Source organism: Dyella sp. OK584, assembly GCF_057787755.1.
This window is the reverse complement of record NZ_CM173542.1, coordinates 459,791-485,368: the sequence shown is the minus strand read 5'-3', so window position 1 is coordinate 485,368 and position 25,578 is coordinate 459,791. Positions and strand designations below refer to the sequence as shown.

The following is a 25,578-nucleotide window of genomic DNA, read 5'->3' as shown; positions in this document are numbered from 1 at the left end:
CAAGTCGCATCGAGCGAAACCTTGCATACCAAGCGATGAGAGATCATCGCGAACGCGTTTGAGCGATGTCGTTCCTATCGTGTGCTCGCAAAAAAGCGCGAACACATTTCGTTGACATCTTGCACGTGGCGCAGCGTGCGCACGCAGAGGCGCTTTGTGCATGTCGATGCGCGTATGGCGTTTTTTGCGGGAAAAAGCTCGATATATGCTGCTTTCTCTGCACTACGTCACAAATAACGAGGCCCGGAGTTTTCCGGGCTTCCTTGTCACTCGGTGGGTTGGGTCAACGCCGCCTTGATCGGTTCGGACGTCTGTTTCAGGTTCGCGATGGATTCCCTGGAGCTGAAGATCATCTGCTGAAGCACGCCGAGAAATTCCACCGGATCGACATCTCTGCCAAGTCTGATTTTTGTCTGCAGGTCGACCATGTGTGGACCATCAAGCGCCAGGGTAGCGTTGTGCGTGGTCCAGCTGGCGGCGTCGCGCTGGGCGGCGTAGGCCGTCGCGTATCGGTGCAGTCTGTCCACGTCGATCCAGGTGGCCGACTGGTTCGCCACGGCCACGTCCCATGCCTGGGTCGAAAAGACAGGCCAGTTGATGCTGATCGCAAACTGGTCATTGACCTCGCGGATGTGCTTGTTGATCTCGGTATCCGTCAGGCCGTTGCGCACATCGGCGGTGATGGTCTTGCCCATGGCTTCGAGCGGAGCCAGTCGCTCCTCGTCCTTCGCGATGGAGGACTGCATATCGTGCAGCGTGTTGCGCAGTTCGGCTTCGATCTGCGTGCCCGCGTGCTCGGCGGCATGGCGGTGGTGTACATGCTCGATCCACTGCTCCAGGCCCAGCGCGGTGAGGATGGACAGCACGATCATCAGGTAGTGCTTCGCAAACTCGCGAAACGAATGCATCCTGACTTTGGGTAATTCGAAATGCATGCGGATTCCTCCAGCGCCGGCATCAGGCGCGCAGGGTAGCCTATCCAGCCAGGCTTGGCTTCAGGCGTCGTAGCCCAATCGCTCCAGCATGGGCCTCAGGATGGGTAGCACGGGCTCGAAATGCTCGCGATAGGCATGCCAGCGATTCACCGCTTTGCGGTGGATGCCTTGCGTGACCTGTGCATAGCTCGGTGTGCTGATATAACCCTTGGCGCGCGCGTGCTCGGCGAAGCGTGCCATGGGCGAGGCGTCCGCCACGTCGAGGAACTGGCCAAGGCGCACGATGTGTTCATCGAAGCGGCTGACGACCGACTCGTAACGCCATTCGAGCACGCGCGGCGCGAACACTTCGAGGTGCTTGTACCACTGCTCGAACGCCTGCACGTAACCCTCGGCCAGCCGTTTCAGCGAGGAGCACAAAACCATGAACGGCGGTGCGCGGAACGGCAGCATGTAGCAGCTCAGCAGCACATCGCAGGGATGGCGAAGGCACAGGATGATGCGGGCCTCCGGAAACAGGCGCGCGATCATCGGCAGGCACAGCATGTTGAGCGGATTCTTGTCGATGAGGCGCCGCTCCCCGAGGTCGGGCACTACCTTGCGCGACATGGCGACATAGATGTTCCGCAGCTGATCCGCTTCGTGTTGGGACAGTCGGCCGAGGTCGTGTGGATACGACTGTCCTGCCAGTTGCATGCGATGGATCAGTTCGTAGACGAAGTCGCGTTCGTCCATGGAACGAAAATCAGGATGCGCATCGAGCATCTGCTCGAGCAACGTGGTGCCCGAGCGAGGGAAGCCCAAAACGAAGACGGGACTGTCGAGGCTACGCGGCGCGGACAGCGTGCTCCATTGGTCGTACTCGGCGTGGCTCACGCGATGGTTCGTCATGGACAGCGGCTGGCTGCCTTCGACGATCAGCTCGGGCACGATCGCGCTGGCGATCTCCCACTGGGCGGCGTGGGCGAGCTCTGCGGAACGCCAGGCGTCCTCGTGACGGCCTTGCTTGCTCATGACGCCCGCCAACCCGAACGCGGCGGTCGCTCGCGCGTCCGGGCCATCGCTCAGGCCAAGCATGCGCTCGTAGAGGACGGCCGAGCGATCCAGGTCGCCTCGTTGCGCGGCGACGGCGGCGTGCGCCTGCCAGGCCGCCGTGGCGAGCGCAGGAGAGTCCGGCAATGCCGCTTCCACCTGATGAAGCGGTAGCCGCTGAAGTTCGGCTTCGGCAAGATCGACCTGGTTGCCGCGCTCATACATCGAGGCACGCAGCGCGGCGATGCGCCACTGCATGATCCGTGCGTCTTCATTCTCGGGCAGGACAGCCCGTTCCAGGACTTGAAACGCCGTCGCCTGTTCGCCTTGGGCAGAAAGCATCGTGGCCAACAGGATGGCCTGTTCCACCGGCTGCGGCGGCCAGTCGGCGGCATCCGCCAGCATCTCCTGTTCGCCTCGATGATCGCCGCAGGCGTGGCACGCATGCGCGGCCTGCAGGCGCGCATCGATGAAGGCGGGCACCAGTGCCACGGCATCAAGCAAAGCTTCTCGCGCCTGCAGCCAGCGTTGTTTCTGGGCATGGAGCAGGCCGAGGTTGTAATGGATCTGCGCCTCCTGCGGCGCCAACGCCACGGCTTGCCGCAAGGCATCTTCGGCAACCGTCAGGTCGCCCAATTGGCGCGCGACCACAGCGAGGTTGTTCCAGTATTCGGCGATGGTCGGGTTGCGCTGCACGAGACGGCGGAAAGTCGTCATCGCTTCATCGAGACGCTGGCTGGATTGCAGTGCGGCGCCGAGCAGCAGCAGGGCTGTGCTGTCGATGTCACCCATGGCGGCAACAGGTTCGCCGAGTGCCAACACGGTGGCGATGTCACCGCGCTGATACGCCGCGAGCATACGGGCGGTGAGGTCGGCGGAGGATGGCGAGAGGTGGTCCGTCATCCTTGAATCCTAGCAGTGGGATGGTCGCGGCGAGGCGCCGCGACCATCCCGCTGTGCTTGCGGTCAGATCAGAACCTCACCGTGGCGCGAGCCCAGTAGTAGCGGCCCATCACGTCGTAAGTGGCCGTATCGACGTTGTAGTTCGAGCCATTCTGGTAGGCCAGCGGCGGGATCTTGTCGCTGAGGTTGTCGATACCCACGTCGAAACGGGTATGGATCTTCGCCCACTCGTAGCCACCCGAGATCGAGTGATACAGCACGGACGCCATCGGTGCGCTGGCACCGGTGTCGAGGTTCGCGTTCAGGTTGGTCACATTGTGGATGTAGCGCGACTGCCACTGCGCGCTCCAGTCACCCATTGCCCAATTGATCGTGAGCGTGCCGCGCCAACGCGGGATATTGCCGAACTGCAGGCCATACGTGCCGGCATAGTTGATCGACCCCGCACCCGGCTGGCCGGGCGTGGCGTCGTTCTTGTACGTCGAGACGTAGGTGGTGTTGAGGCCAGCCTTGAAGTTACCCGGATCCACGCCGCCCACGTCGAAGTGGGGAATGGCGTAGTTGAAGGTGAAGTCGACGCCGGTCGTGCTCAGGTTGCCCAGGTTGACCACGGGCGTGTTGATGTAATTGACGGCACCGGCCAGCTTGTTGGTGTTGTCGTAGCGATTGATGTACGAGCAATACGGGCTGTTGTCGTTGGCGAAGCAGGCATTGACCACCGTCTGCGCCTGGATGGGCGTCAGCGTGTCGCTGAGGTAGATGTGCCAGAAGTCCAGCGTGCTCGACACGCCTTGCCACCAGCTCGGCGAATAGACGAAGCCGAAGTCGATGGACTTGCCCTGTTCCGGCTTCAGCGTGCTGCCGATGGCGGCGGCGCCCGAGTAGTAGGAGGTGACCTGGCCGAGCGGGTTGCCGGTCCAGGCCGGCGGCACGAACTGGCAGGCGGTCGGGTGCTGGGCCAACTGCGCGGCAGTCAAATGCACGCACGGATCGGTGAGGTTGGGGCCGCCGACGGTGCGACCGTCATACAGCTCGTCCATGTTGGGCGCGCGGAATACCTGGGAGACCGTACCGCGCACCAGCAGGTCGGCAACGGGGCGGTACTCGATGGCGATCTTGCCGTTGGTGGTGCTGCCCGAGCTGTCGTAGTCCGAGTAGCGCAGGCCCACGTCGAGGTTGAGCGAATAGGCCCACGGCCGTTCGGTGAGCAGCGGGATCAGCGTTTCGGCGTACAGCTCCTTCACCGTATCGTTGCCGCCACCCGGCGAACCGCAGGCTTCCGATAGCACCACACAGGTGTTGGTCACCGGGTCGAGGATCGCGTCGGCGGTCACGTTGTAGTTCATCGACGTCTTGCGGTACAGCGCACCGGCCGACAGCTGCATGGCGCCAGCCGGCAGATCCCAGATTTCTCCCGACGCGTTGACCTGACCCTGCTTCATGGTATTGGTCAGGGTGTACTGCGGCGCATCCACGCCGTTCTTCAACAGCGCGGTGACTGCCGGGTCGGCCTGGTTGAAGATGTTGGCGCCGGCATCGATGGCCGCCTGGAAGGCCGGCACGTTCACTTCGTTGAAGTTGGTCTGCACACGGCGCGTATGGCCGTAGTCGAAGCTGGCATCCCAGCCCCAGGTGCTCTGGCCGAAGTTGCCGCGCAGGCCTGCGTTGATCTCTTCGTTGTTGGTCGTGAACGTGTGCAGGCGGGTGCCCAGGCCGGTCAGGCGGGTGTTGAAGGCGTAGCCGCTGTCGGCGTTGGGTGCGGCCGGATCGACCAGCGTGCCCTGGCTGAAGGTGACGCCGAACGGATTGTTCGGATTGCTCGCCAGCACGTGCCAGCCGTCGCCCACGCCGGTCGGCGCTGGGGCATCCTGGCCGGACGAGTTGGTGTGGTTGTAGAACGCGTCGGCGTAGAACGTCACGTAATCGTTGATCTTGTAATTGCCGATCACGAAGACGTTGGTGCGTTCCTGCTGCTGCTGGATGTAGTTGTAGGCGTTGTAGTTGTACGTGTCGTTCGCGTTGCTGAAGCAGCGATAGTTGCCGAGGCTGCCGCCATTGCCGTTGGAGAGCGTGACGTAGGTGTTGCCCTGCGAGTTAACTTCGCAACCGCCCGGGGAGAGGTTTTGCGGCACCAGCAGGCGACCGGTCGGAATGGTGTGCGAACCCGACGCCTGCGGACCACCGGCATACAGATACAGCTGCCGGGCCGAGAAGCTGCGACGCGGCGCCAGCACCGGGTCGTACTTGTTGTAGTCGACGCCGGCGACGATGTTGCCCTGCTCGCCGCTCGCGCCCACGGTGAACTGCGCACCCTTGCGCTGGCCGTCACCATGGCTGGAGATGCCGTCGTTGACGCTCAGTTCCGCGCCCTTGTAGTCCTTGCGCAGGATGAAGTTCACGACACCGCCCACGGCATCGGAGCCGTAGACCGTTGAGGAGCCGTTAGCCAGCACGTCCACACGCTCCACCATGTTCTGCGGAATCATGTTGAGGTCGGCGTTGGCGAGGCGCTGGCCATCCACCAGTACCAGCGTGCGGTTCACGCCCAGGCCGCGCAGCGACACGCGGGCCGCACCGTCGCCGCCTTCGAGCGTGGGGCTCGCACCACCACCGCCGTTGCTGTTGTTCTGGGTGTTGGTCGCGTTGCCCGCGATGCTCGGCAGCGCCTGCAGCACGTTGCCCAGGGTCGGGCTGCCGTTGTTGGTGATGGCAGAACGATCCAGCGTCACCACCGGGTTGGCCGTCTCGGAATCCACGCGACGAATCAGCGAACCGGTCACCGACACGGCAGTCAGCGTCTTGGCGCTGGACTGCTTGGGTTGTTCCGTATTGCTCTGGGCCGTCTGGCTCTGTGGCGCAGGTCCGGTCGAAGTGTCCTTACTGCTTGCATCCTGGGCCTGCACCACGGCGGCAGTCGAAATCATGCCGATGGATAGTGCCAGGCGTACCGCTACTGATAGGCGATTCAAGTTGGACTGCATGATGTCTCCCCGATTTGAAGGCAAAAGGGACCCGCTATAGGCGCATAGACGTCTATAGGTGTCGTGTTGCCATTGGTTCCCCCGAACCAACTGTTTCAGGAAATGAAGGTTGAGTAAAGGCCTTTTTAACGTGCATTCCGGCATAGGTGCCGGCGCGTCCTTAAGCTTCATGCAAGATTCGAGAAGAGATCGCTCTGTGCTGCAAAGCTGTCGGCGTCGACAAAGCCGGCCAATCCGACGCCCACCAACCGGTACCGGCTCTGGGCGGGCCGCTCCACCCGATCGCGCAGGGCACAGGCAATATCGGCCAGTTCGGCGGCAGAACCGGGGCGGGATGCGGGGGTCAGGCTGCGGGTCAGCGTATGGAAGTCGGACGTTTTCAGCTTCAGCACCACCGTGCGCGCCAGCCGTCCATGTTCACCCTGTGCCTCACGTTGGTGCGCTGCCCATGTCTTCTCGGCGAGCCGTTGGATATGCGGGGTCAGTTCCTGCAGCGTCAGGTCATGCTCGAAGGTGTCTTCGGCCGATACCTGCAGGGTCGGTCGGTCTGGCTGCACGGCATGCTCATCAATGCCTAACGACAGTTCGTGCAGGCGTTTGCCCCAGCGCCCGAAGCACTGCTCCAGTTCCTGCGGCGGTCGTGTGCGCAAATCGCCGACGGTGACGATGCCCAGTTCGGTGAGGCGTGCCTCCATCACCTTGCCGACACCGGGCAGGCGACCCACTGGCAGCGGTGCGAGGAACGCCTCGACCTGATGCGGACGTATCACGAACAGGCCGTCGGGCTTGCGCCAGTCCGAGGCGATCTTGGCTAGGAACTTGTTGGGCGCTACCCCGGCCGACGCGATGAGCTGTGTTTCCTCGCGGATGGCGGCGCGGATCGCCTCGGCCGTGGCCGTCGCCGTAGGCAGGCCGGTGAGTGTCGCGGTGACGTCGAGATAGGCTTCGTCCAGCGACAGCGGTTCTATCAGGTCGGTGTGCCGCGCAAAGATCTCGCGCACCTGCCGCGAAACCGCCTTGTAGCGGCTGAAGTCCGGTGGCACGAAGATCGCCTGCGGACACAACCGCTCGGCACGCACCGCCGGCATGGCCGAGCGCACGCCGAACTTGCGCGCCTCGTAACTGGCCGCGCATACCACCGAGCGCGCACCACGCCATGCCACCACCACCGGCTTGCCGCGTAGTGAGGGATCGTCACGCTGTTCCACTGATGCGTAGAACGCATCCATGTCGACGTGGATGATTTTTCGGGGTGGCGTGGGCACGGCGTAACGCGAAGGGGCGGCTGCGCACAGTCAACCACGAACCCCCGCGCTTTTGTAGGAGCGCATCCTGTGCGCGGCATGCCGGGCGCTCGAAGTGACCGACGCAAGGCGAGCTCCAGCGCCGCGATCGCACACAGGGTGCGCTCCCACGTTAAGAGACGCCGCTCTTTCTAGCGCCACTGCGTCTGCAGCGTCTCATCCACCAGGGCGTTCTCGAAGGCCACGAAGCTGTTCAGATCGAGCGTATCCAGGCGGAAACGCTGGGCCGCGGTGAAGAACGCCAGCAACGACAGCACGCGCTGCGGGTTGCGCGCCCACGGCGGCACGTACACCGCGCGCGTGATCAGGCCGGTCTCCAGGTAGGGCGACAGCGTAATCACGTCGGTCGTCGTCACGCGGCCGGCGAACAGCAGCGGCAGCATTTCCGCCTGTCCCGCCTGCAGCACCTTGCGGATGAAGATGTACACGATCATGACACCCTGCAGGTAGGCGCCATCCTTGGTGAAGCAGACGCGGCCGCGCACGTCGCCGCCACGGAAGATGCGCGAGGCGCTGCGATAGCTTTCCACCGGGGTCTGGCCAGCCTCAAGGAAGCCGCGGAACACTTCGATGAAGTCCGCGCCGTCGAGGGCGCGTTTGACCATGATCACGCGCAGCGCGACCCGGCGAAGCCGCGCGAGGTCGATGGAGCCGGTAATGATCTCCGAGAACGTGGCCAGCCCTTCCTGCGCGCGCGTGGTGCGCGGCGAGCCCAGGCCCAGCGATTTGAGGTAGGGCTGGTGCTTGCCGTTGAGCAGGGTGGCGGTGTGCACGAACGCTTCGTGCTCGGTGAGCTGCTCCAGGTCCAGCTCGGAGAACATCGCGGTGGAGCGCAGGTTGATGCTCTTGCTGCCCGCGGTGGCCTTCGACGACAGCTCGGGGTTGAGTATCACGTCCACCCTGTCATGTTCGAAGAACGATCCAAGGCGCTCGCGCAGCCGCTCGGCGAATACGTCGGCGGGGATATCGGCCGGCACGGGCGGGATGGCCTCGCGGCTGATCAGATCATCGGTAATAGAGATCACGTCCTGCGCGGCGTCGTACGCGTTGGCCGTCTGGCTGCTGTGCACCGCGTCGGGGCGTCCGTACAGCGCGGTGGAGCAGCGCGTGAACGTTTCGTTGCCCACGTTCATCAACATGTGGGCCGCAGTGAGGTAGCTCCACGCGGTCTTGAACAGCCAGTCGCCGATAGGATGGCCACGGTCAAGCCTGCCCATGATGGATCGCAGCGCGTCCATTTCACTGCTGAGATCGGGATGGCGGCGCGGCGGGTCGGGCAGCTGCGGGTTGCCGCGCTCGTATCCCTCCAGGAACTTCGCCTCCAGTTCCACCGGCCAGTCGATGGCCTTCAACACGCGGATCTTCTTGCCCACCGAAACCAATTCGCGGTCGAGCTCGAGCAGCGGCCCCAGGGTCTTGTCGTCCTCGGGCCGGACGACACTTTCGACGGTACTCATGACGCCTCCTTACAAGGCGCCGGCCAGGTGCCCGGCCGGCATGCAGCGACGGGAAGAGCGCAACTTTGCACCTGCGGGTCGTGATGGGCTAGCGAAGAACTACTGAGTCCGTCCAAAAATGCAGCACGGACCGATTGTTGCAGTCGCATGTCGAAGTGAACCGCGTTCTCGCGCTATCGTCCGTCCTTCGTACCCGTCGGAAGGATGCTGTTGCGCACCATGACTGCCGAGACTTCTCCTGCATATTTGCGTCGCCTGGGTACCTGGGACGCCGCCGCCATCGTGATCGGTGGCGTAATCGGCGCCGGCATTTTCCGCAGCGCCTCCACCGTGGCCGAGCGCACCACCTCCGGCGCGCAGCTGCTGACACTGTGGGCGGTGGGCGGCCTGCTCACGCTGGCGGGCGTGCTCTGCTACGCCGAGCTGGGCGCGCGGAGGCCGCAGGCGGGCGGCGTGTACATCTATTTGCGCGAGGCGTTCGGGCAGCTGCCGGCGTTCCTGTTCGGCTGGACCATGGCGCTGATTAATTACCCCGGCAGCGTGGCGGCGGTGGCCACCACCTTCGCCGATTATTTCTGCGCGGCCATCGGCTTGCCGCTGTTGTGGGTGAAACCGATAGCGGCTGGAGCCATCGCTTTCATCGTGGGTGTGAATTTCTTCGGCATCAAGGCCGGCGCGCGCATGCAGAACCTGTTCACCCTGCTCAAGCTCACGGCCATTGTGCTGTTGGTGGTGGTGGGTCTGGTGCTGGCGCATGGGCACCTGGGCACGGTGCTGGCGCCGGACACGACACATGCCGTGCCGCCGGGCGCATTCCTGGGCGCCTTGCTGCCGGTGTTGTTCACCTATGGCGGCTTCCATTACCTCAATGATCTGGCAGGCGAAGTGCGCGAGCCGCAGAAGACCTTGCCGCGCGCGCTGGGCCTGGGCCTGGGCGGCGTGGTGGTGTGCTACGTGCTGGTGAACCTCGCTTACCTCGCGGGCCTGGGTCATGCGGGCCTGGCGGCCAGTCAGGCGCCGGCGGCCGACCTGATGCGCAAGCTGTTCGGCGAGAGCGGCGCCACCATTATCGCGGTGGGCATTGCCTGTTCCACCTTCGGCTATTGCAGCATCGCCATCGCTGGCGGCGCGCGCGTGCTGCAGACCATGGGCGCGGACGGCATGTTCTTCCGCGCAGTCGGCCGCATCGACGGCCGTTCGCGCGCGCCGCAGGTAGCGCTCGCGGTGCTCGGTGCATGGGCGATTGTGCTGGTGCTGTCCGGCAGCTTCGGTCAGTTGCTCGACTACACCACGGTCGGCGAATGGTTGTCGCATGCGTTCGGCATCGCCACGCTGTTCTGGTATCGCCACCGTTTCCGCAACGAGCCGTCGCCGTATCGCGTGCCGTTCTATCCACTGCTGCCGCTGCTGTTCGTGTGCACGGTGTTTGGCGTGATCGTGGTCACCACCATCCACTCCCCTGGTCGTGCGGGCATAAGCCTGCTGCTGATCGCCATGGGTGTGCCGGTGTACTACATGTGGCGGGCGCGGCAACGGAGGGCAGCATGATTTTGCGGTGCACAGCGGTCTTGCGGTATCAAGGCAGGCTTCAGACGAGGCAGGCATACTGCCGCCACTTCCCCGTGTCGAGCCGCCGATGAACCGGATCGCTCCCCTAGCGATGTCCTGCCTGCTTGCCCTCGCGGGTTGCCACAAGGCCAGCGACACCGATCAGGCAGATCTCAGTCGTACCGCGGCTGCACCGCCTCCGGCTGCCCAGTCCTCGGCCAAGCCCACTACGCAAACCGCGCTCGAACATGTGCTGCTGGATGGCAGTCCCGTCAGCGTGGCCGGCATGTCACTGCAGCGTTATGTGTTCCAGCCGTCGCCGCAGCCGCAGGTAGTGGTGACGCTGAGCCAGGGCGAGTGGAACTGGTCGAAGGAAGGCGCGCTGCATGTGGACATGCAGAACGCAATGTCGTGGGCGGTGACACTCACAGTGGACATCGACGGCGCCACCGAAGGGCAACACCTTCATGCCACAGTGGGCGTGCCGGCTGGTCCGCCGCAGACGCTGGTGATTCCACTGCATGCGACCTCGCCACGGGCGATGGGCATGCAGGCGGGTCCGCCGATGCCTTATGTCACCGGCGGCAAGCGTGTCTTCGTGGCGACCACGGTGGAAGGTTCGCTCGACCTGGCTCACGTGAAGGCCGTGCGACTGGGTACGCCCGCGCCAACCGCCGCGCAGACACTATTGTTCGGCAAGCTCGATACGTCCCGCGGCGATCATGACCTGCGCGACGCCTACACCGGCATCGTTGATGCCTGGGGCCAGTACACCCGCGGCCAATGGCCGGGCAAGGTTGAATCCGACGATGCACTGCGTGGGGTGCGGCACAAGTCGAAGCCGGCGGTCGTGGCAGCACCTGTCGCCCACAAGCGTTTCGACCGTTATGGCGGACGCACCGACATGGCGGCGTTCAAGGCTACTGGTTGGTTCCACACTGAGCGCCGCGATGACCGCTGGCAGTTGGTGACGCCTGAAGGTCATGCCTTCTTCTCGCTGGGCGTGAACGTGGTCGATGATGATGGCGGTCGTACCTACATCGATGGCCGCGAGTTCATGTTCAAGGAACTGCCGCGCGACAGTGGCCGCTGGGCGCCGTTCTTCGGCATCGACGGCAAGCCGGTAGGCGAGCAGGCCGCGTCGGCTGGCATTGGTTATCACCATGGCCACTGGTTCGACTACTACTCGGCCAACCTGTTTCTCGCCGATGGCCGTCATTGGCGCCAGGCCTGGCGCGCGCGCACGCTGGAACGTCTGGACGACTGGGGTTTCAACACGCTGGGCAACTGGAGCGACGAAGCGCTGACGCAGACGCAGACGCATCATCTGGCGTACACGCGCTCGATCAACATCGCCGGCGTGTTCGGCAACGTTTCCAGTGGATACGACTACTGGGGTCGCATGCCCGATCCGTTCGATGCGCGCTTTGTGCAGGCGGCCGATGCCGCTGCCGCACAGGCGGCGAAGGAAGTTCGCGACGATCCGTGGCTGCTTGGTTATTTTGCCGACAACGAACTGGCCTGGGCTGGGCAAGGGCCGCAGGGTCGCTGGGGTCTGGCGCAGGGCACTTTGCACGGTGAAGCACGCAGCCCTGCCAAGCAGGCCTTCATCGCGGCATTGAAGAAGAAGTATGGCGCCCCGGCGAAGCTGGCCACGGCGTGGGGTATCGCGCTCGACTCGTGGGACGCGCTGGACGCCACCCATTTCGCTGCGCCCGATCCGAACGACGCACACCCGGCCATCGCCGACGATTACAGCGCGTGGTTGCGGCAGTACGCCGACCAGTACTTCCGCACCGTGGCGCAGGCCATTCACAAGCACGACCCGCATCATTTGTTCCTCGGTGGCCGCTTTGCGGTGCACACGCCGGAAGCCGTTGCCTCGTGCGCGCAGTACTGCGACGTGGTGAGCTTCAACGGCTATGCGGATGTGCCCGAGCATGCCTTTGACGCCGCCGCCTTCGCCAAGCTCGACAAGCCTGCCTTGATCACCGAGTTCCATTTTGGCTCGGACGATCGCGGCCCGTTCGGCAAGGGCGTGGTGCCGGCATGGAACGAGCAGCAGCGCGGCGAGGCGTATGCGCGCTACGTGGCGGCGGCCGTAGCCAACCCGTCCATCGTCGGCGTGCACTGGTTCCAGTATGTAGACCAGCCGATCACCGGTCGTCTGCTCGATGGCGAGAACGCGCATATCGGCTTGGTGGCCATCACTGATCGGCCGTTCAAGAGCTTCGTGGACGCGGTGCGCGAAGCCAATCGCAAGACGGGATATTGATCGAGTTTATTTTCCCGTCTGCGGAGCGAAAAAAGGCGTCACATGGTGACGCCTTTTCTTTGTACCTTGCGTTGATGGTGGGCTACTTCGCTGCCTTCGCCTTCTTCTCCGCCTGCTCCTTCTTCCACTGCTGATACTCGGCGAAGTGCGGCAAGTCACGCAGCACCTTGCTGCGTGGATCGAGGATCACCAGCGCGCCGGCGGGTGCATCCACGCTGCCTTCGCCGTTGTTCATGGGCACGGTGACCAGTTTGTCGCCGATCTGCACATCCACCGGCATCGGAAACGGCTTGTCGTGCGGCACCTGCCAATGCAGATGCAGTGTGTTGCCGTCCTGGCGCGTCTGCAGCTTGGGTAGCGTCGACTCGTACAGATAGACGTCGAAGAACCAGTGAAGGTCGCGCCCACTCACCTGGTTCACGATGTCGATGTAATCGCGCGTCGTGGCGTAGTGCGGCGTGAAGTTGCCGGGCTTGGGGTCCGGACGTCCATACACCAGACGACGCACGGTCTCGAAGAAAGCCTGGTCGCCAATGAACTGACGCAGCGTATGCAGCATCAGCGAGCCTTTGTAGTAGATATCGTTGGCCGGCCCGTGCTGCGCGTCGTACACCTCGTGCTCCAACTGGCTGTGCCCGGCCACGATGGGGTACGCGTTCTTCACCATGCTTCGCTCGTTCTGCAGCATGGCAAAGTACGGCATGTCGCCGTAGAGATACTGGCCATACAGCGGTTGCATGTAGGTACCGAAGCTTTCATGGATCCACATGTCGTCCCAGTCGGCATTGGTCACCTGATTGCCGAACCACTCGTGCGAAAACTCGTGCTGCAGCAGCCAGTCGAAGCCGTATTCGCTGCGCGGGTAGCCGTTGCCGTAGGCGTTGATGGTCTGGTGTTCTATGCCCAGGTGCGGCGTTTCCACCACGCCCATCTTCTCGTCGCCGAACGGGTAGGGGCCGATCTCCTGTTCGAAGAAATCAAGCATGCGTGGGAACTCGCCGAACAGCTGCCTGGCTTGTGCCTCGTGGCCGCGCAGGTACCACATCTGCATGGGGATCGTGTTGCCGTAACGGCTGTGATAGTCGCCCTTGAGTACATCGAACGGGCCGATGTTGAGCGAGATCGCATACGTGGTGGGATGCTTCGCACGCCAGTGATAGGTATGCGTCGCGCCGTGTTCCTTGATGCCTATCAGCTCGCCGTTGCCGGGTGCGGACAGCGACTTGGGCACGGTGATATAGGTGTCGACCAGGTCGGGCTTGCCCTGCGGATGATCGATGCACGGCCAGAACAGGTCGCAGCCTTCGCCTTCCACAGCGGTGGCGATCCACGGCTGGCCGTCGTCGGTGTGGCTCCATACGAAGCCTCCGTCCCACGGCGCCTTCTGCGCGACGTGTGGCTTGCCGCCGTAGTGGATCTCGACCGTGACGTTGTCGTTCTTAGCCAGCGTTTTGGAAAGTTGGATGCGTAGACGTCCATCCGGATTGTTCCATTGGCCGGCAGACAGTGCCTTGCCGTTCACGGCCAGGCTGCTGATGACAAGGTTGTGATCCAGATCGAGCAACAGCACATCGGTAGCTTCGCGTGCACTGAAGGTGAGCCGCGCGGTGGCGTCCAGACTCTGCTGGGCCGGGTTCACGCTGAAGTGCAGTTCGGCATGATCGAAATGCACGCGCTGCTGCTCCGCCGGCATGGTGCCGCCCGAGCGCAAGGTCTGCTCGCTGAGCGGCGGCTGCGCGGGTGGCTTGACGTCCTCGGCGTGTGCGAAGGAGCCGAGCGCGGCGCACAGGGCGAGAAGGAGCAGGCGGCGGCGCGGTGTCGTCATGAGCGGGTCCGTGTCTGGTGAAACCCGCAGGATGACAGTCAACGCTTGCCGTGTGCATCGCCGGAAGTCATGGTCCGGCACGCGGTGCTTGTGACCTGTTGCGCACGGCGCGCATGCTTGGGCCTATCTGGATCACCTCGCGGCCGAGGGGATGCTTATGGACACGCTGCAAAACATCGCATTGGCGGGTGGCCTTTCCTGGGCCAGCGGCTTTCGACTCTATGCCACCGTGTTCATCGCCGGCCTGCTGGGGCGGTTGGGTTACGTGCATCTACCCGACGGGCTGCAACTGCTCACCGACAACTGGGTGCTCGGGATTGCCGGCGTGATGGCCATGGGCGAATTCCTGGCCGACAAGATTCCCGCATTCGACAGCGTGTGGGACGCGATCCACACCTTCATTCGCGTACCCGCCGGTGCCTTGCTGGCCTGGGGCGTGTTCCGTGATGCCGGGCCTGGCGTGCAATTGGCAGCGGGACTACTGGGCGGCGCACTGACCTCCGGCACTCATCTGGCCAAGACCGGCGGAAGGGCGCTGATCAATACCTCGCCCGAGCCTTTCAGCAACTGGGGCGCCAGCGCGGGTGAGGACATCTCGTGGCTGGGCGGCATGTATCTGATGTGGCAGCACCCGGCGGTGTTCCTCGTGCTGCTGCTGATCTTTGTGCTGTTTCTGATTTGGCTGGTGCCGAAGATTTTGCGAGGGTTGCGGGTGTTGGCGCGTCGTTTGCGTGGGGTTGGTGTGCCGGCATCGCGTGCCTAGTGCGTGGGATTTGCGGTGCTGTGATTACGGGTCATGGCTTTGGTTGCTTAGTCAGGTGATTTCGCCAGAGTGCCGCCTACGCGGCGGGCGTTTCGATCACCTGCCGGCGCTCGAGTCACTTTTCTTTTGCTGGCCCAAAAGAAAAGTAACCCAAAGAAAATGGCCTTAAGGGCTTTCAGCGAGATGGTGGATAGAAGCCCTGTCTATCTTGGCTAGCCGACTACGTTGCGTGCTACCTCAGTGATTGCCGCTACACCGCGAGGCGCCGTGGCGGCGAGGGGGTGCAGCAAACTGCGACATACCCGCTTTGTGGCGCGAGGCAGGCGAATAGCGAACAGCTCTGCCTAGACAGTGCGGCTACACCGCGGGGCGGCGATGTATTGAGGACTTAAAGCAGCGCGACGCTTCGTGCTTGGCTCCCTCTCCCCGTCGGGGAGAGGGTTGGGGTGAGGGGTCAATCTTGCGACGCGGTGGTTTGATGCGAACGCCCGCCGCCCACCCCATAGACGTTTCAGTCAACAGACATCCCCCACGCCTTAAGCCCTCAATACCCCGCCGCCCCGGGGTGTAGCCGCTCGCCGTAGGCAGCGCACAACCAAGCCGTCTGCAGGAACCCCCAAGGCTTGTAGGTCAGGCACCGCTGCGCCTCCTCAACGCTACGGCGCCTCGCGGTGTAGCGGCCATCCCTGAGGTAACACGCACCGCAGCCGGCTAGCGGAGTCCTCCAGCGCTTGTATCCACCATCTCGCTAAGAGCCCGTCAGGCCATTTTCTTTGGGTTACTTTTCTTTTGGGCCAACAAAAGAAAAGTGACTCGGCTGCCGGCAGGCAGTCGAAACGCCCGCTGCGTAAGCGGCAAGCTGGCGACATCGCTCAGCTAAACAACGAAAGGCATCAACCCCAACTTTCGCAGATGAGCGCGCGCGGCAAAGCTGGCACACCGCCAACACCAGCCGCCGCAGCACCACCTAGTCAGCGCGCGTAACGCTGCCCAAGAAACTCAAAGAACGCACGCAACCCCATGGCCTCACCACCACGCGGACGACCCGGTCGATCAGCATCGTTCCACGCATAGGTGTCCAAATGCAGCCACGGCGTAGTCTCAGGCACAAAACGCTCGAGATACAGCGCCGCGGTGATCGCGCCAGCGTGACGCGATGCACCCGAGTTGGCTATGTCGGCCAGATACGATTCGAGCATCTTGCGATACGGACGCCACAGCGGCAGGCGCCACAGCGGGTCGTTTACTGTGCGGCCGGCGGCGAGCAGGTTGTCGGCCATGTCGTCGCGGTTGGCAAACAGCGCAGGAATATCCGGACCCAGCGCGACGCGTGCCGCGCCCGTGAGCGTGGCGAGGTCGATGATCAGGTCAGGCTGCTGTTCGCTCGCGTAGGCGAGCGCATCGCACAGCACCAGGCGGCCTTCGGCGTCGGTGTTGTCCACTTCCACCGTGATGCCAGCGCGGGTGGTGATGACTTCGCCCGGACGCATCGATGCGCCCGAGACGGCGTTCTCCACCGCGGGAATCAGTAGCGTAAGCCGCACCGGCAACTTCGCCTGCATGATCAGCCCGGCCAACGCAATCGCGTGTGCGGCGCCGCCCATGTCCTTCTTCATCCAGCGCATGCCATCGGCGGGCTTGAGATCGAGGCCGCCGGTGTCGAAGCACACGCCCTTGCCGATCACGGCGAGCTTCGGATCGCTGGCCTTGCCCCAGGTGAGTTCGATCAGGCGTGGCGCGCGGTGGCTGCCGCGGCCGACGGAGTGGATGGTGGGGAAGTTGGCTTCGAGCAACTCGTCGCCCACCCATTCGCGCACCTTGGCCTTGTGCGCCTTGCCGAGCTGCTTGACGGCCTCACCCAGATGCTTGGGACCCATGTCCTCGGTGGGCGTGTTGACCAGGTCGCGCACCTGCGTGGTGGCTTCCACCAGCGGCGCGAGTACCTGAAGGTCGGCGGCGTTGATGGCCAGCTTCGCCGGCGCGCGGCGCGCCTTGCGGTAGCGGGTGAATTCATAGGCGCCCAGTGCCCAACCCAGCGCGACTTGAGTGGTGTCTTTCAGCACACCCTCGTCGGTCAGATGGTAGGTGGCTTCGGGCAAGGCTCGGGGCAGCGCGCCCAGCGCGCCCAGTGCATCGTTGGCATCCACACCGACCAGTACGCGAACCAGCTTGCCACCTGTGTCGGCAACCAGCGCGAAGGTGCCCGGCGAGGCATCGAAGCCGCTATCGGCCAACCAGCGACGTTGCGCGGCGGTCAGGCGGCGCTTGGTAGCAGCGAAACGGGAAAGGTCGGTGGTCTCGACGGCGATGCTCTGGTGCTCGCCGGCTTTGCGTTCGATCAGGACAGACATGGATTTCCTTGCGCGGCGTGTCCATGGGCCGCGTTGGCAACAGGGGTAATGCCTCAATGATGCGCGTTTTTGCGGCGTGGGGCGAGAGATGGGCGCTCTTGTGCTCCTCGTCCCAGCGATGGCTGGACAAGCGCAAAGTCCGCAGAACACCCCTCAGGCGGCCCCGAAGGGGCAAGCGCGGCGAGCCATCCAGTGCCTTGGGTACGTGGGGAAAAGGCGCTGAGTCCCGGCTTTTTCGGGACGACGATTACTGAGTCACTTCCAGCCAATCCGCCAATGCACTCATGTCACGCAAATCCAGATCGGGAGCACGGCCCAGCAAGCCCGGCCACGGATGTCCGGCGCGATTGATCCATGCAGTACGAAGCCCGGCGTCGCGAGCACCGACGACATCCAGTTCGGGGTCATCACCCACATGCAGGATTTCGGATGGTGCCAGGCCCAGTCGTTCCGCCGCAGTGGCGAAGATGCGCGCGTCAGGCTTGGCGACGCCGGTATCGCGCGCGCACACATGATGTGCGAAGTGCGCGCGAATCCCGATGAGGTCGAGATCGGCATTGCCGTTGGTAAGGCTCACGACCGGCCAGCGTCCGGCGATGCGCTCCAGCGCGGGCAGGCTGTCGGGATAGAGATCGACGCTGTTGCGCGCGGAGAAATAGATGTCCCACAGCTTTTCCAGCGGCGCTTCGGCGATTCCGCAGGTGGCGAATGCGCGCTGCATGGTGATATGGCGCTGCGCGGTGAAATCGTGGGCGAGGTCGGTGCGCTCGGCGGCGACCTCGGCACGCAGCGCGCGCATGGCCGGGATGGGCCATGCGCGCGCGACGTCGGGATAGTGCTTGCGCAGATACGCATCAAGATCGCGATCTGCGCGCTCCAGGGCCGGCAGCACCGGCCACAGAGTGTCGTCAAGGTCGAGCGTAAGGGCGCGAATGCGCACGCTGCGACCTGCGATCAGTTGCCGCTGACCTGCAGCACCTGGTTGAGCTTCACCGAATCACTGGTGAGGTGGTTCCAGCTCTTGAGTTGGGCCACGGTCACCGAGTACTTCTCCGCAATGATGGACAGCGTCTCGCCCTTGGCCACCTTGTGCGTCTCGCCAGCGGTGGATGCATTGCGCGCTTCCATGGCCTGCTTGGCTTCCTGCGTGCGCTCCGAGGTCGGGGACATAGCGGCGGCCGCGGCGTAGCTCGCGCCCGGGGCAGCTACCGGTGCCGGCGGCGTCGGCTCAAGCTGCATCTTGATGCCGATCTCGGCGAGGATCTTCTGGCGGCGGGCCATGTCCTGCTCGACCAGCTGCGGTGCATCGGAATACGGCACCAGCTGATGCTGGCGGGCCAGCGCCCTCACCTGGTCGGTGTGCAGGAACGCCATGAAGGACTCGATCTGCGCGGCCTTCGGATTGTTCTTGTTGGTGACCAGGTAGAGCGGGGTGTACAGCATGTAGCTGCCATCGGTGACGGTGGCGAGGCTCGGACGGGTTCCGTCGACGCTAACCATCTTCACCTTGCCGTTGGCGGCAACGGCCGAGAGCGTGGTCACGCCCAGCGCGTTCGGGTCGAGCGTCACGGCCTCTTCCAGCTTGGCGGTGTTGACGTACAGGCGCGGTGCGGCCACCGGCTGGTTGCCGCGGCCGAAAAGCAGGCGACGCAGGCTGTACTCGACGCCGTCACCGGGGCTGGCCACGGCGTACAGGTTGATCGGCGCGTCCTTGCCGCCGACATCGCGCCAGTTGGTGATTTTGCCGAAGTAGATGTCATGCAGCTGCTTCACGGAGAGGTTGCCCACGCCGTTGGACGGATGCGTGATCATCACCAGCGCGTCGTACGCGACAGGCATGAACACCAGGTCGCTCTCGGCACCGCCGGCGCTACCGCGCGCGCTGCCTGCGATGTCGGCCAGGCCGTGCGCAACCGCATCGAGGCCCGATGCAGTGTTGAACGGCTGCATTTCGATGCGGCCCTTGCCACTCTTTTCCCAGGCCTTGCTCACGTCTTCCACGACGCCGCGAGCCGTGGCGTAGTCACCACGCCACACCAGCGCAGGTGCGGTGCTGGCAGCCGGCTTCGTTGTTTTGGCCTTGGTGGTCTTGGCGGCAGCGAGTGCGCCGGTGGCTGCGCATGCTGTAAGCAGCGCAACGATGATGAGACGAGAAATGCGAAGAGACATGGCGGTGTGGAACCCCGAGTGATGAAGGTGGTGTCCGCGAGCCGCCTTAAAGGGCGCGCGTGCAGGAAATGTGTGGAGCCCAGGTATTTCATCCAGCTCAGGGCTAAACATCAAGCTTATTCGCGTGCTTGTGTAGGGTAAAAACGCGATGGCGCGCACGTTGTACCTAAGCCGTTCATCAGCGGTTGTTCGTCTCAGCCAGGCCAATACCGTCGCACGTGTGATGCGACAGTTTTTTGGTACTCGCGAGACGACTTGCAGTCGTCATCCCAGCAGAAAACCGGGATGACGTGATAGGTAGATCGCCAATCGCTCAGCGAATGTCGATGTATCGCACACCGTCATCACCCGACACCACCAGCACCAACTGGTGCGGATTGACCCCAGCGAGTTGCTGCATGGTGCGCAGGTCCGGCACGCGCAGATTGCCTATGCCTATGACGATGTCGTTGTTCTGCAGGCCGGCCTGCGCAGCGCGGCTGCCGGTGCGCACCGCGCTGACGCCCACGCCCGAGATGCCTTGACCGCGCAAGCTTTGCGACAGCTCGGTGAACGTGACGCCGATCAGTCGCGGATCGAGCTTGCTGCCGTCGAGCGTGGCGAGCTTCTCCGGCACCAGCTTGGCGGTGACCTCACGTGCATTGCCGTTGCGCTGCACGGCCAGCTTCACCGTGCTGCCAATCGGCAGCAGCCCCTCGGCATTGCGCAGCTCTTGTGCGTTGCGCAGCGGCTTGCCATCGATGGCGGTGATCACATCGCCGATCTGGATATCCGCCGTCTCGGCCGCCGAGCCCGCGGTTACGCGCGTCACCACGATGCCATGGGTGTCCTTGAGGCCGAGCACTTTGGCAATGCGCGGCGTGATGTCCTGCGTTTGCAGCCCCAGGTTGCCGCGATTGACCTTGCCGTGTGCGATCAGTTGCTGCATCACCTCGCCGCTTAGGTTGGCGGGAATGGCGAAGCCGATGCCCACGTTGCCGCCCGACGGCGAGATGATCATGGTGTTGATGCCCACCAGTTCGCCGCGCAGGTTCACCAGCGCACCGCCGGAGTTGCCTGGATTGATCGAGGCATCGGTCTGGATGAAGTTCTGGTAGCCGCTGCCGCCGAGGCCCGAGCGGCTCAGTGCGGAGACGATGCCCGACGTCACGGTCTGGCCCAGCCCGAACGGGTCGCCCACCGCCACCACGAAGTCGCCCACGCGCAACTTGGAGGAATCGGCCATCGGCAGCGCCTGCAGGCCGGTAGCCGGAATCTGCACCACCGCCACATCGGTTTCCGGATCGGTGCCCACCAGCTTGCCCTTGAAGTCGCGCCCGTCCTGCAGCGTCACCGTGATGTCGTCGGCGCCGCCCACCACATGGTTGTTGGTGAGCACGTAACCCTTGGCTGCATCCACGATCACGCCCGAGCCCAGGCTTTGCTCCACGCGCTCGCGCGGCGAGCCGGAAAGGCCGAAGAACTGGCGGAACACCGGGTCGTCGAAGAACGGGTCACGCACCTGCACACGGGTCTTGGTGGAAATGTTGACCACCGTCGGCGTCACCTTCTCGAGCATCGGCGCCAGCGAGGGCAGGGGCTGACCATCCACGACAGGCGGCAGCGTGGCCTGGCTGGTCAACGGCGTCGCGGCAAACAGGGCAAGGGAAAGCGCGGCCAGCCGGCGAACGAGAGGGGCAAACATGGAAGCTCCTTTCTCACGTTGAATCGTTCGTCGTTCGACTCAGCGCGTCCGCGACGGTTCCACAAGTCGAAGGCTCACGAACCACTTTACATCCAACTATCCGAGGGGTAACTTTCTATTCCGTTCGCAACCACAACATCTTGTGTGACGAAGCCGGGATTCAACCCAAGAGCTGGTGTCACGAGGCATCTCTCAGGGGGGAGTTGTCGAAGGTCAGGCAGGGAACGTCGGGTTGGGCATGGCGCTGGTGAGATTTTCTCCAGTGCATGGCCTGATGCGGGCGGCTTAGCCGAGTACAACAAAAACCAAGGGGCCGAGAGGCCATACCTGGAGGTCAGGAAGCCGATGAGCACCGCGCGTGCACCAGCCGTAAATCGAGATGCCAGCGCCATTCCGCTGCAGCCAGCATCTTTCGACATCTGGGACAAGAAATACCGCCTGAAGAACAAGTCAGGCGCTCCGGTTGACGGCAGCGTCGACGAAACCTACCAGCGCGTGGCGCGGGCGCTTTCCGACGTGGAAGCCACCCCGGAGCTACGCGAGCACTGGTTCGAGCGTTTCCTTTGGGCGCTGCGCCGCGGTGCGATTCCCGCCGGCCGCATCACCTCCAACGCGGGCGCGCTGGAACACAAGCCGGCCACGTCCACCATCAACTGCACGGTGTCGGGCACGATCCGTGACTCCATGGACGACATCCTGGAGAAGGTGCACGAGGCCGGTCTCACGCTGAAGGCCGGTTGCGGCATTGGCTATGAGTTCTCCACGCTGCGTCCGCGTGGCGCGTACGTGTCAGGCGCCGGTGCGTATACCTCCGGCCCGCTGTCCTTCATGGATATCTACGACAAGATGTGCTTCACCGTCTCGTCTGCCGGCGGTCGCCGCGGCGCGCAGATGGGCACGTTCGACGTCGCGCATCCCGACGTGAAGGAATTCATCCGCGCCAAGCGCGAAGACGGTCGCCTGCGCCAGTTCAACCTGTCGCTGCTGGTCACCGACGGCTTCATGCAGGCGGTGGAGCACGACCAGGACTGGCCGCTGGTGTTCCCGATCCACGTCAAGGAACAGGGCGAGATCGACCTCACCGACGCCACCAAGGTCGTGTGGCACGAATGGCCCACCCACGAGAACTACGTGGAGCGCGAAGACGGCCTGGTCGCCTGCAAGATCTACGGCCACATCCGCGCGCGACACCTGTGGGACATGATCATGGTGTCCACGTATGACTATGCCGAGCCGGGTTTCATCCTGATCGACAAGGTCAACGAGATGAACAACAACTGGTGGTGCGAGCACATCCGCGCCACCAACCCGTGTGGCGAGCAGCCGTTGCCGCCGTACGGCTCGTGCCTGCTGGGCTCGGTGAACCTCACCACCTTCGTGCGCGACCCGTTCGGCCCCAAGGCCCGCTTCGACTGGGACGAATACCGCGAAGTGGTGAAGATCTTCACCCGCATGCTCGACAACGTGGTGGAGATCAACGGCCTGCCACTGCCGCAGCAGCGCGACGAGATCCTCTCCAAGCGTCGCCATGGCATGGGCTTCCTCGGCCTGGGCACCACGCTCACCATGCTCAAGATGCGCTACGGCACCACCGAGTCCGTCGCCTTCACCGAAGAGGTCTCCCGCGAAATGGCGGTGGCCGGTTGGGAAGTCGCGCTTGATCTGGCCAAGGAAAAGGGCCCGGCGCCGGTGCTGCTGCGTGACTACACCGTCACCGGCGACATGCTGCGCAAGCGTCCGGAAATGGTGGCCGACGGCTACAAAGTGGGCGACACCATTCAAGGCCGCCTGCTGCACGCCAAGTACAGCCGCTACATGCAGCGCATCGCCAGCGTCGCGCCAAACCTGGTGGCTGAGCTGGCCGAGACGGGTGCACGCTTCACCCATCACAGCTCGATCGCGCCCACCGGCACCATCTCGCTGTCGCTCGCCAACAACGCCAGCAACGGCATCGAGCCGAGCTTTGCGCACCACTACTCGCGCAACGTGATCCGCGAAGGCCGCAAGACCAAGGAAAAGGTCGAGGTCTACAGCTACGAGCTGCTGGCCTATCGCGCGTTCATCAATGCCGACGCGCTGCCGTTCTCCGACGACCCGAAGTCCAAGCTGCCCGAATACTTCGTGTCTGCCGACGACATCTCGCCGAAAGAGCATGTCGACATTCAGGCCGCCGCGCAGTTGTGGGTCGATTCGTCCATCTCAAAGACGGCGAACGTGCCCACCGACTATCCTTACGAAGACTTCAAAGACATCTACTTCTACGCATACAAGCAGGGTCTGAAGGGTTGCACCACCTTCCGTTTCAACCCTGCCGCCTTCCAGGGCGTGCTGGTAAAAGAAGCTGATCTTGAGAACACCCTCTACCGCTTCGAATTGGAGGACGGTAGTGTTGTGGAACTGAAAGGCAACGAAGAAGTGGAATACGACGGCGAAATGCACTCGGCCGCCAATTTGTTCGATGCCTTGAAGGAAGGGTATTACGGAAAGTTCTAGTATCGTCGCCGGGACCTGGTCATACAGATGCCCGGCACGTTCGCGAAAGCCGTACCGAGTACCTTGAGGCAAGGCTCACTACAAGTTCCAAATCCACGTCGGAGGGGATTACACGCATGTCCATCGATACAGAGTTCGATATGAAAGAAGAAGCCATGCAGGTTGTTGACGCGCCGGTAGAGGTTCCCGTGGTCGAAATGATCTCGGTTGCCGCTCCCAAGAAGGCCCGTGCCAAGAAGAAGTCGGCTCCGGCCAAAAAGGCTGCTCCGGCCAAGAAGGCGGCTAAGAAGGCAGTGAAGAAGGCTGCTGCCAAGAAGGTCGCCAAGAAGGCGGTGAAGAAGACCGTCAAGAAGGCTGCTGCCAAGAAGGTTGCCAAGAAGGCGGTGAAGAAGACCGTCAAGAAGGCCGCTGCCAAGAAGGCCGTGAAGAAGACCGTCAAGAAGGCTGCCGCCAAGAAGGTCGCCAAGAAGGCGGTCCGGAAGGCTGTCGCCAAGAAGGTCGCCAAGAAGGCGGTGCGCAAGGCCGCTGCCAAGAAGGTCGCCCGCAAGGTCGCCAAGAAGGCAGTGCGCAAGGCCGTCGCCAAGAAGGTCGCACGTAAGGTCGGCAAGAAGACGGTCAAGAAGGCCGCAGTAAAGAAGGTGGCCAAGAAGGTCGCCGGTAAGAAGGCCGCCAAGGCGGTCAAGAGGTCCACTGCCAGCAAGAAGGCAGGCGTGAAGAAGGCCGTGCGCAAGCCGGCCAAGAAAGCCGCCCGCCGCAAGTAAGTCGTAAACCGGTCCGGCCCGGCGTCTATACGCCGGGCCGGGTCGTTCCAGCATTGCCGACAGGACCGGAAGCCTCCGCCCCGTCATTCCGGCGAAAGCCGGAAACCAGTAAGCCTCAGCCACGTCATTCCGGCGGAAGCCGGAATCCAGGTCTCCGCCAAGTCATTCCGGCGAAGGCCGGAATCCAGGTCTCCGCCACGTCATTCCGGCGAAGGCCGGAATCCAGTGCCTTTAAAGCTCTGGATCCCAAGCCTCCATCGAAACGACGACGGTCCTGCTAGTCATCCAAGCCGTCGCGCGCCGCCAACTACTCGAAAAGAAGCACACACCATGGCGATCAAGATCGAAAAGAAGATCAAGGGCTACAACGTCGTCAAGCCCGAGGACAAGGCCGCGTCCGCCGCAGCTACCGCCCCTGCCGCGCCCAAAGAAGCGCCCAAGGCGGAAGTGATCCAGATGCACGAGAGCCTGGAGCGTCCCGAGACGCTGGTTGGCTCCACCTACAAGGTCAAGTCGCCGCTGTTCGAGCATGCGTTGTACGTCACCGTCAACGACATCGTGCTCAACGCCGGCACCCAGTACGAACAGCGCCGCCCCTTCGAGATCTTCATCAACTCGAAGAACATGGACCACTTCCAGTGGATCGTGGCGCTCACCCGCATCACCTCCGCCGTATTCCGCAAGGGCGGCGATGTCACCTTCCTGGTGGAAGAGATGAAGGCCGTGTTCGACCCCCGCGGCGGCTACTTCAAGGCCGGCGGCGTCTACATGCCCTCCATCGTCGCCGAGATCGGCACGGTCATCGAGCAGCACATGAAGATGATCGGCCTGATCCACGACCCGGAAATGGACGAATCCACCCGCAAGCTGGTCGCCGAAAAGCGCGCCGCTTACGAAGCCCTTGCCGCCGGCAAGAAAGCTGCCCCCGCCACCACCGATGCCCCCGCCGAAGCCTCCAATGGCTTCCCGCCCGGCGCCACGCTATGCGCCAAGTGCAACACGCAGGCGCTGGTGCTGATGGATGGGTGTCAGACATGCTTGAATTGTGGGTATAGCAAGTGCGGTTAAGTTTGGCGCTTAGGTGCCGATCTGTATAA

General features: G+C 63.4%; 16 protein-coding genes. 6 read left to right on the top strand and 10 right to left on the bottom strand.

Features of this window, described 5'->3' with window-relative positions:
- Positions 1 to 266: 266 nt before the first annotated feature.
- From AC3CBN_RS02105 to AC3CBN_RS02085, 5 genes are all read right to left on the bottom strand, one after another.
- The gene (locus tag AC3CBN_RS02105) at positions 267 to 935 is read right to left on the bottom strand and encodes a hypothetical protein (RefSeq protein ID WP_488635179.1); all 669 of its coding nucleotides are present in this window, start codon (positions 933 to 935) and stop codon (positions 267 to 269) included.
- Positions 936 to 995: 60 nt separating this feature from the next.
- A complete protein-coding gene (locus tag AC3CBN_RS02100) occupies positions 996 to 2,870 on the bottom strand; it encodes a tetratricopeptide repeat-containing sulfotransferase family protein (protein WP_488635178.1) in 1,875 nt (624 codons plus the stop codon).
- 68 nt (positions 2,871 to 2,938) lie between these two features.
- Complete coding sequence (locus AC3CBN_RS02095) at positions 2,939 to 5,851, bottom strand: TonB-dependent receptor domain-containing protein (protein WP_488635177.1); 2,913 nt, start codon at positions 5,849 to 5,851, stop codon at positions 2,939 to 2,941.
- Between the two features lie 167 nt (positions 5,852 to 6,018).
- Entirely contained in the window at positions 6,019 to 7,080 is a 1,062-nt protein-coding gene (dinB, locus tag AC3CBN_RS02090) for a DNA polymerase IV (RefSeq protein ID WP_488636645.1), read from the bottom strand.
- Between the two features lie 206 nt (positions 7,081 to 7,286).
- Positions 7,287 to 8,612, bottom strand: a complete 1,326-nt coding sequence (locus AC3CBN_RS02085) for a tyrosine/phenylalanine carboxypeptidase domain-containing protein (protein ID WP_488635176.1) — start codon at positions 8,610 to 8,612, stop codon at positions 7,287 to 7,289.
- Positions 8,613 to 8,831: 219 nt separating this feature from the next.
- On the opposite strand from AC3CBN_RS02085, the gene AC3CBN_RS02080 reads away from it, so the two are divergent.
- Together AC3CBN_RS02080 and AC3CBN_RS02075 are read left to right on the top strand one after the other, a co-directional pair.
- Positions 8,832 to 10,160, top strand: a complete 1,329-nt coding sequence (locus AC3CBN_RS02080) for an APC family permease (protein ID WP_488635175.1) — start codon at positions 8,832 to 8,834, stop codon at positions 10,158 to 10,160.
- A gap of 88 nt (positions 10,161 to 10,248) precedes the next feature.
- On the top strand, positions 10,249 to 12,435 hold the full coding sequence (locus tag AC3CBN_RS02075) for a beta-agarase (RefSeq protein ID WP_488635174.1): 2,187 nt from the start codon (positions 10,249 to 10,251) through the stop codon (positions 12,433 to 12,435).
- 82 nt (positions 12,436 to 12,517) lie between these two features.
- Here AC3CBN_RS02075 and AC3CBN_RS02070 read toward each other — a convergent pair whose 3' ends face one another.
- Positions 12,518 to 14,260, bottom strand: a complete 1,743-nt coding sequence (locus tag AC3CBN_RS02070; protein ID WP_488635173.1) for a M1 family metallopeptidase — start codon at positions 14,258 to 14,260, stop codon at positions 12,518 to 12,520.
- A 157-nt stretch (positions 14,261 to 14,417) separates the two neighbouring features.
- On the opposite strand from AC3CBN_RS02070, the gene AC3CBN_RS02065 reads away from it, so the two are divergent.
- Entirely contained in the window at positions 14,418 to 15,023 is a 606-nt protein-coding gene (locus AC3CBN_RS02065; protein WP_488635172.1) for a DUF4126 domain-containing protein, read from the top strand.
- A 971-nt stretch (positions 15,024 to 15,994) separates the two neighbouring features.
- On the opposite strand, the gene AC3CBN_RS02060 is transcribed toward AC3CBN_RS02065, so the two are convergent.
- From AC3CBN_RS02060 to AC3CBN_RS02045, 4 genes are all read right to left on the bottom strand, one after another.
- Positions 15,995 to 17,374, bottom strand: coding sequence for a leucyl aminopeptidase family protein (locus AC3CBN_RS02060; RefSeq protein WP_488635171.1), 1,380 nt, complete (start codon positions 17,372 to 17,374; stop codon positions 15,995 to 15,997).
- Positions 17,375 to 17,621: 247 nt separating this feature from the next.
- Entirely contained in the window at positions 17,622 to 18,314 is a 693-nt protein-coding gene (locus AC3CBN_RS02055) for an HAD family hydrolase (RefSeq protein WP_488635170.1), read from the bottom strand.
- Positions 18,315 to 18,328: 14 nt separating this feature from the next.
- On the bottom strand, positions 18,329 to 19,543 hold the full coding sequence (locus AC3CBN_RS02050) for a LysM peptidoglycan-binding domain-containing protein (RefSeq protein ID WP_488635169.1): 1,215 nt from the start codon (positions 19,541 to 19,543) through the stop codon (positions 18,329 to 18,331).
- Between the two features lie 313 nt (positions 19,544 to 19,856).
- Entirely contained in the window at positions 19,857 to 21,227 is a 1,371-nt protein-coding gene (locus AC3CBN_RS02045; protein WP_488635168.1) for a Do family serine endopeptidase, read from the bottom strand.
- A gap of 345 nt (positions 21,228 to 21,572) precedes the next feature.
- On the opposite strand from AC3CBN_RS02045, the gene AC3CBN_RS02040 reads away from it, so the two are divergent.
- From AC3CBN_RS02040 to AC3CBN_RS02030, 3 genes are all read left to right on the top strand, one after another.
- Positions 21,573 to 23,720: an adenosylcobalamin-dependent ribonucleoside-diphosphate reductase gene (locus tag AC3CBN_RS02040; RefSeq protein ID WP_488635167.1), complete on the top strand. Its 2,148-nt coding sequence runs from the start codon at positions 21,573 to 21,575 to the stop codon at positions 23,718 to 23,720.
- Positions 23,721 to 23,860: 140 nt separating this feature from the next.
- Positions 23,861 to 24,481 (top strand): histidine biosynthesis protein HisIE, encoded by a 621-nt coding sequence (locus AC3CBN_RS02035; protein WP_488635166.1) that lies wholly within the window; start codon positions 23,861 to 23,863, stop codon positions 24,479 to 24,481.
- A gap of 330 nt (positions 24,482 to 24,811) precedes the next feature.
- The gene (locus tag AC3CBN_RS02030) at positions 24,812 to 25,549 is read left to right on the top strand and encodes a TSCPD domain-containing protein (protein WP_488635165.1); all 738 of its coding nucleotides are present in this window, start codon (positions 24,812 to 24,814) and stop codon (positions 25,547 to 25,549) included.
- Positions 25,550 to 25,578: the final 29 nt, after the last annotated feature.

Bases quoted from the DNA above. Each gene is read 5' to 3' on its own strand.
- AC3CBN_RS02045 (WP_488635168.1), bottom strand. From the start codon at position 21,227: ATGTTTGCCCCTCTCGTTCGCCGGCTGGCCGCGCTTTCCCTTGCCCTG.
- AC3CBN_RS02085 (WP_488635176.1), bottom strand. From the start codon at position 8,612: ATGAGTACCGTCGAAAGTGTCGTCCGGCCCGAGGACGACAAGACCCTG.
- AC3CBN_RS02060 (WP_488635171.1), bottom strand. From the start codon at position 17,374: ATGTCTGTCCTGATCGAACGCAAAGCCGGCGAGCACCAGAGCATCGCC.
- AC3CBN_RS02080 (WP_488635175.1), top strand. From the start codon at position 8,832: ATGACTGCCGAGACTTCTCCTGCATATTTGCGTCGCCTGGGTACCTGG.
- AC3CBN_RS02030 (WP_488635165.1), top strand. From the start codon at position 24,812: ATGGCGATCAAGATCGAAAAGAAGATCAAGGGCTACAACGTCGTCAAG.
- AC3CBN_RS02070 (WP_488635173.1), bottom strand. From the start codon at position 14,260: ATGACGACACCGCGCCGCCGCCTGCTCCTTCTCGCCCTGTGCGCCGCG.
- AC3CBN_RS02105 (WP_488635179.1), bottom strand. From the start codon at position 935: ATGCATTTCGAATTACCCAAAGTCAGGATGCATTCGTTTCGCGAGTTT.
- AC3CBN_RS02075 (WP_488635174.1), top strand. From the start codon at position 10,249: ATGAACCGGATCGCTCCCCTAGCGATGTCCTGCCTGCTTGCCCTCGCG.
- AC3CBN_RS02050 (WP_488635169.1), bottom strand. From the start codon at position 19,543: ATGTCTCTTCGCATTTCTCGTCTCATCATCGTTGCGCTGCTTACAGCA.
- dinB (WP_488636645.1), bottom strand. From the start codon at position 7,080: ATGGATGCGTTCTACGCATCAGTGGAACAGCGTGACGATCCCTCACTA.
- AC3CBN_RS02095 (WP_488635177.1), bottom strand. From the start codon at position 5,851: ATGCAGTCCAACTTGAATCGCCTATCAGTAGCGGTACGCCTGGCACTA.
- AC3CBN_RS02035 (WP_488635166.1), top strand. From the start codon at position 23,861: ATGAAAGAAGAAGCCATGCAGGTTGTTGACGCGCCGGTAGAGGTTCCC.
- AC3CBN_RS02100 (WP_488635178.1), bottom strand. From the start codon at position 2,870: ATGACGGACCACCTCTCGCCATCCTCCGCCGACCTCACCGCCCGTATG.
- AC3CBN_RS02040 (WP_488635167.1), top strand. From the start codon at position 21,573: ATGAGCACCGCGCGTGCACCAGCCGTAAATCGAGATGCCAGCGCCATT.
- AC3CBN_RS02065 (WP_488635172.1), top strand. From the start codon at position 14,418: ATGGACACGCTGCAAAACATCGCATTGGCGGGTGGCCTTTCCTGGGCC.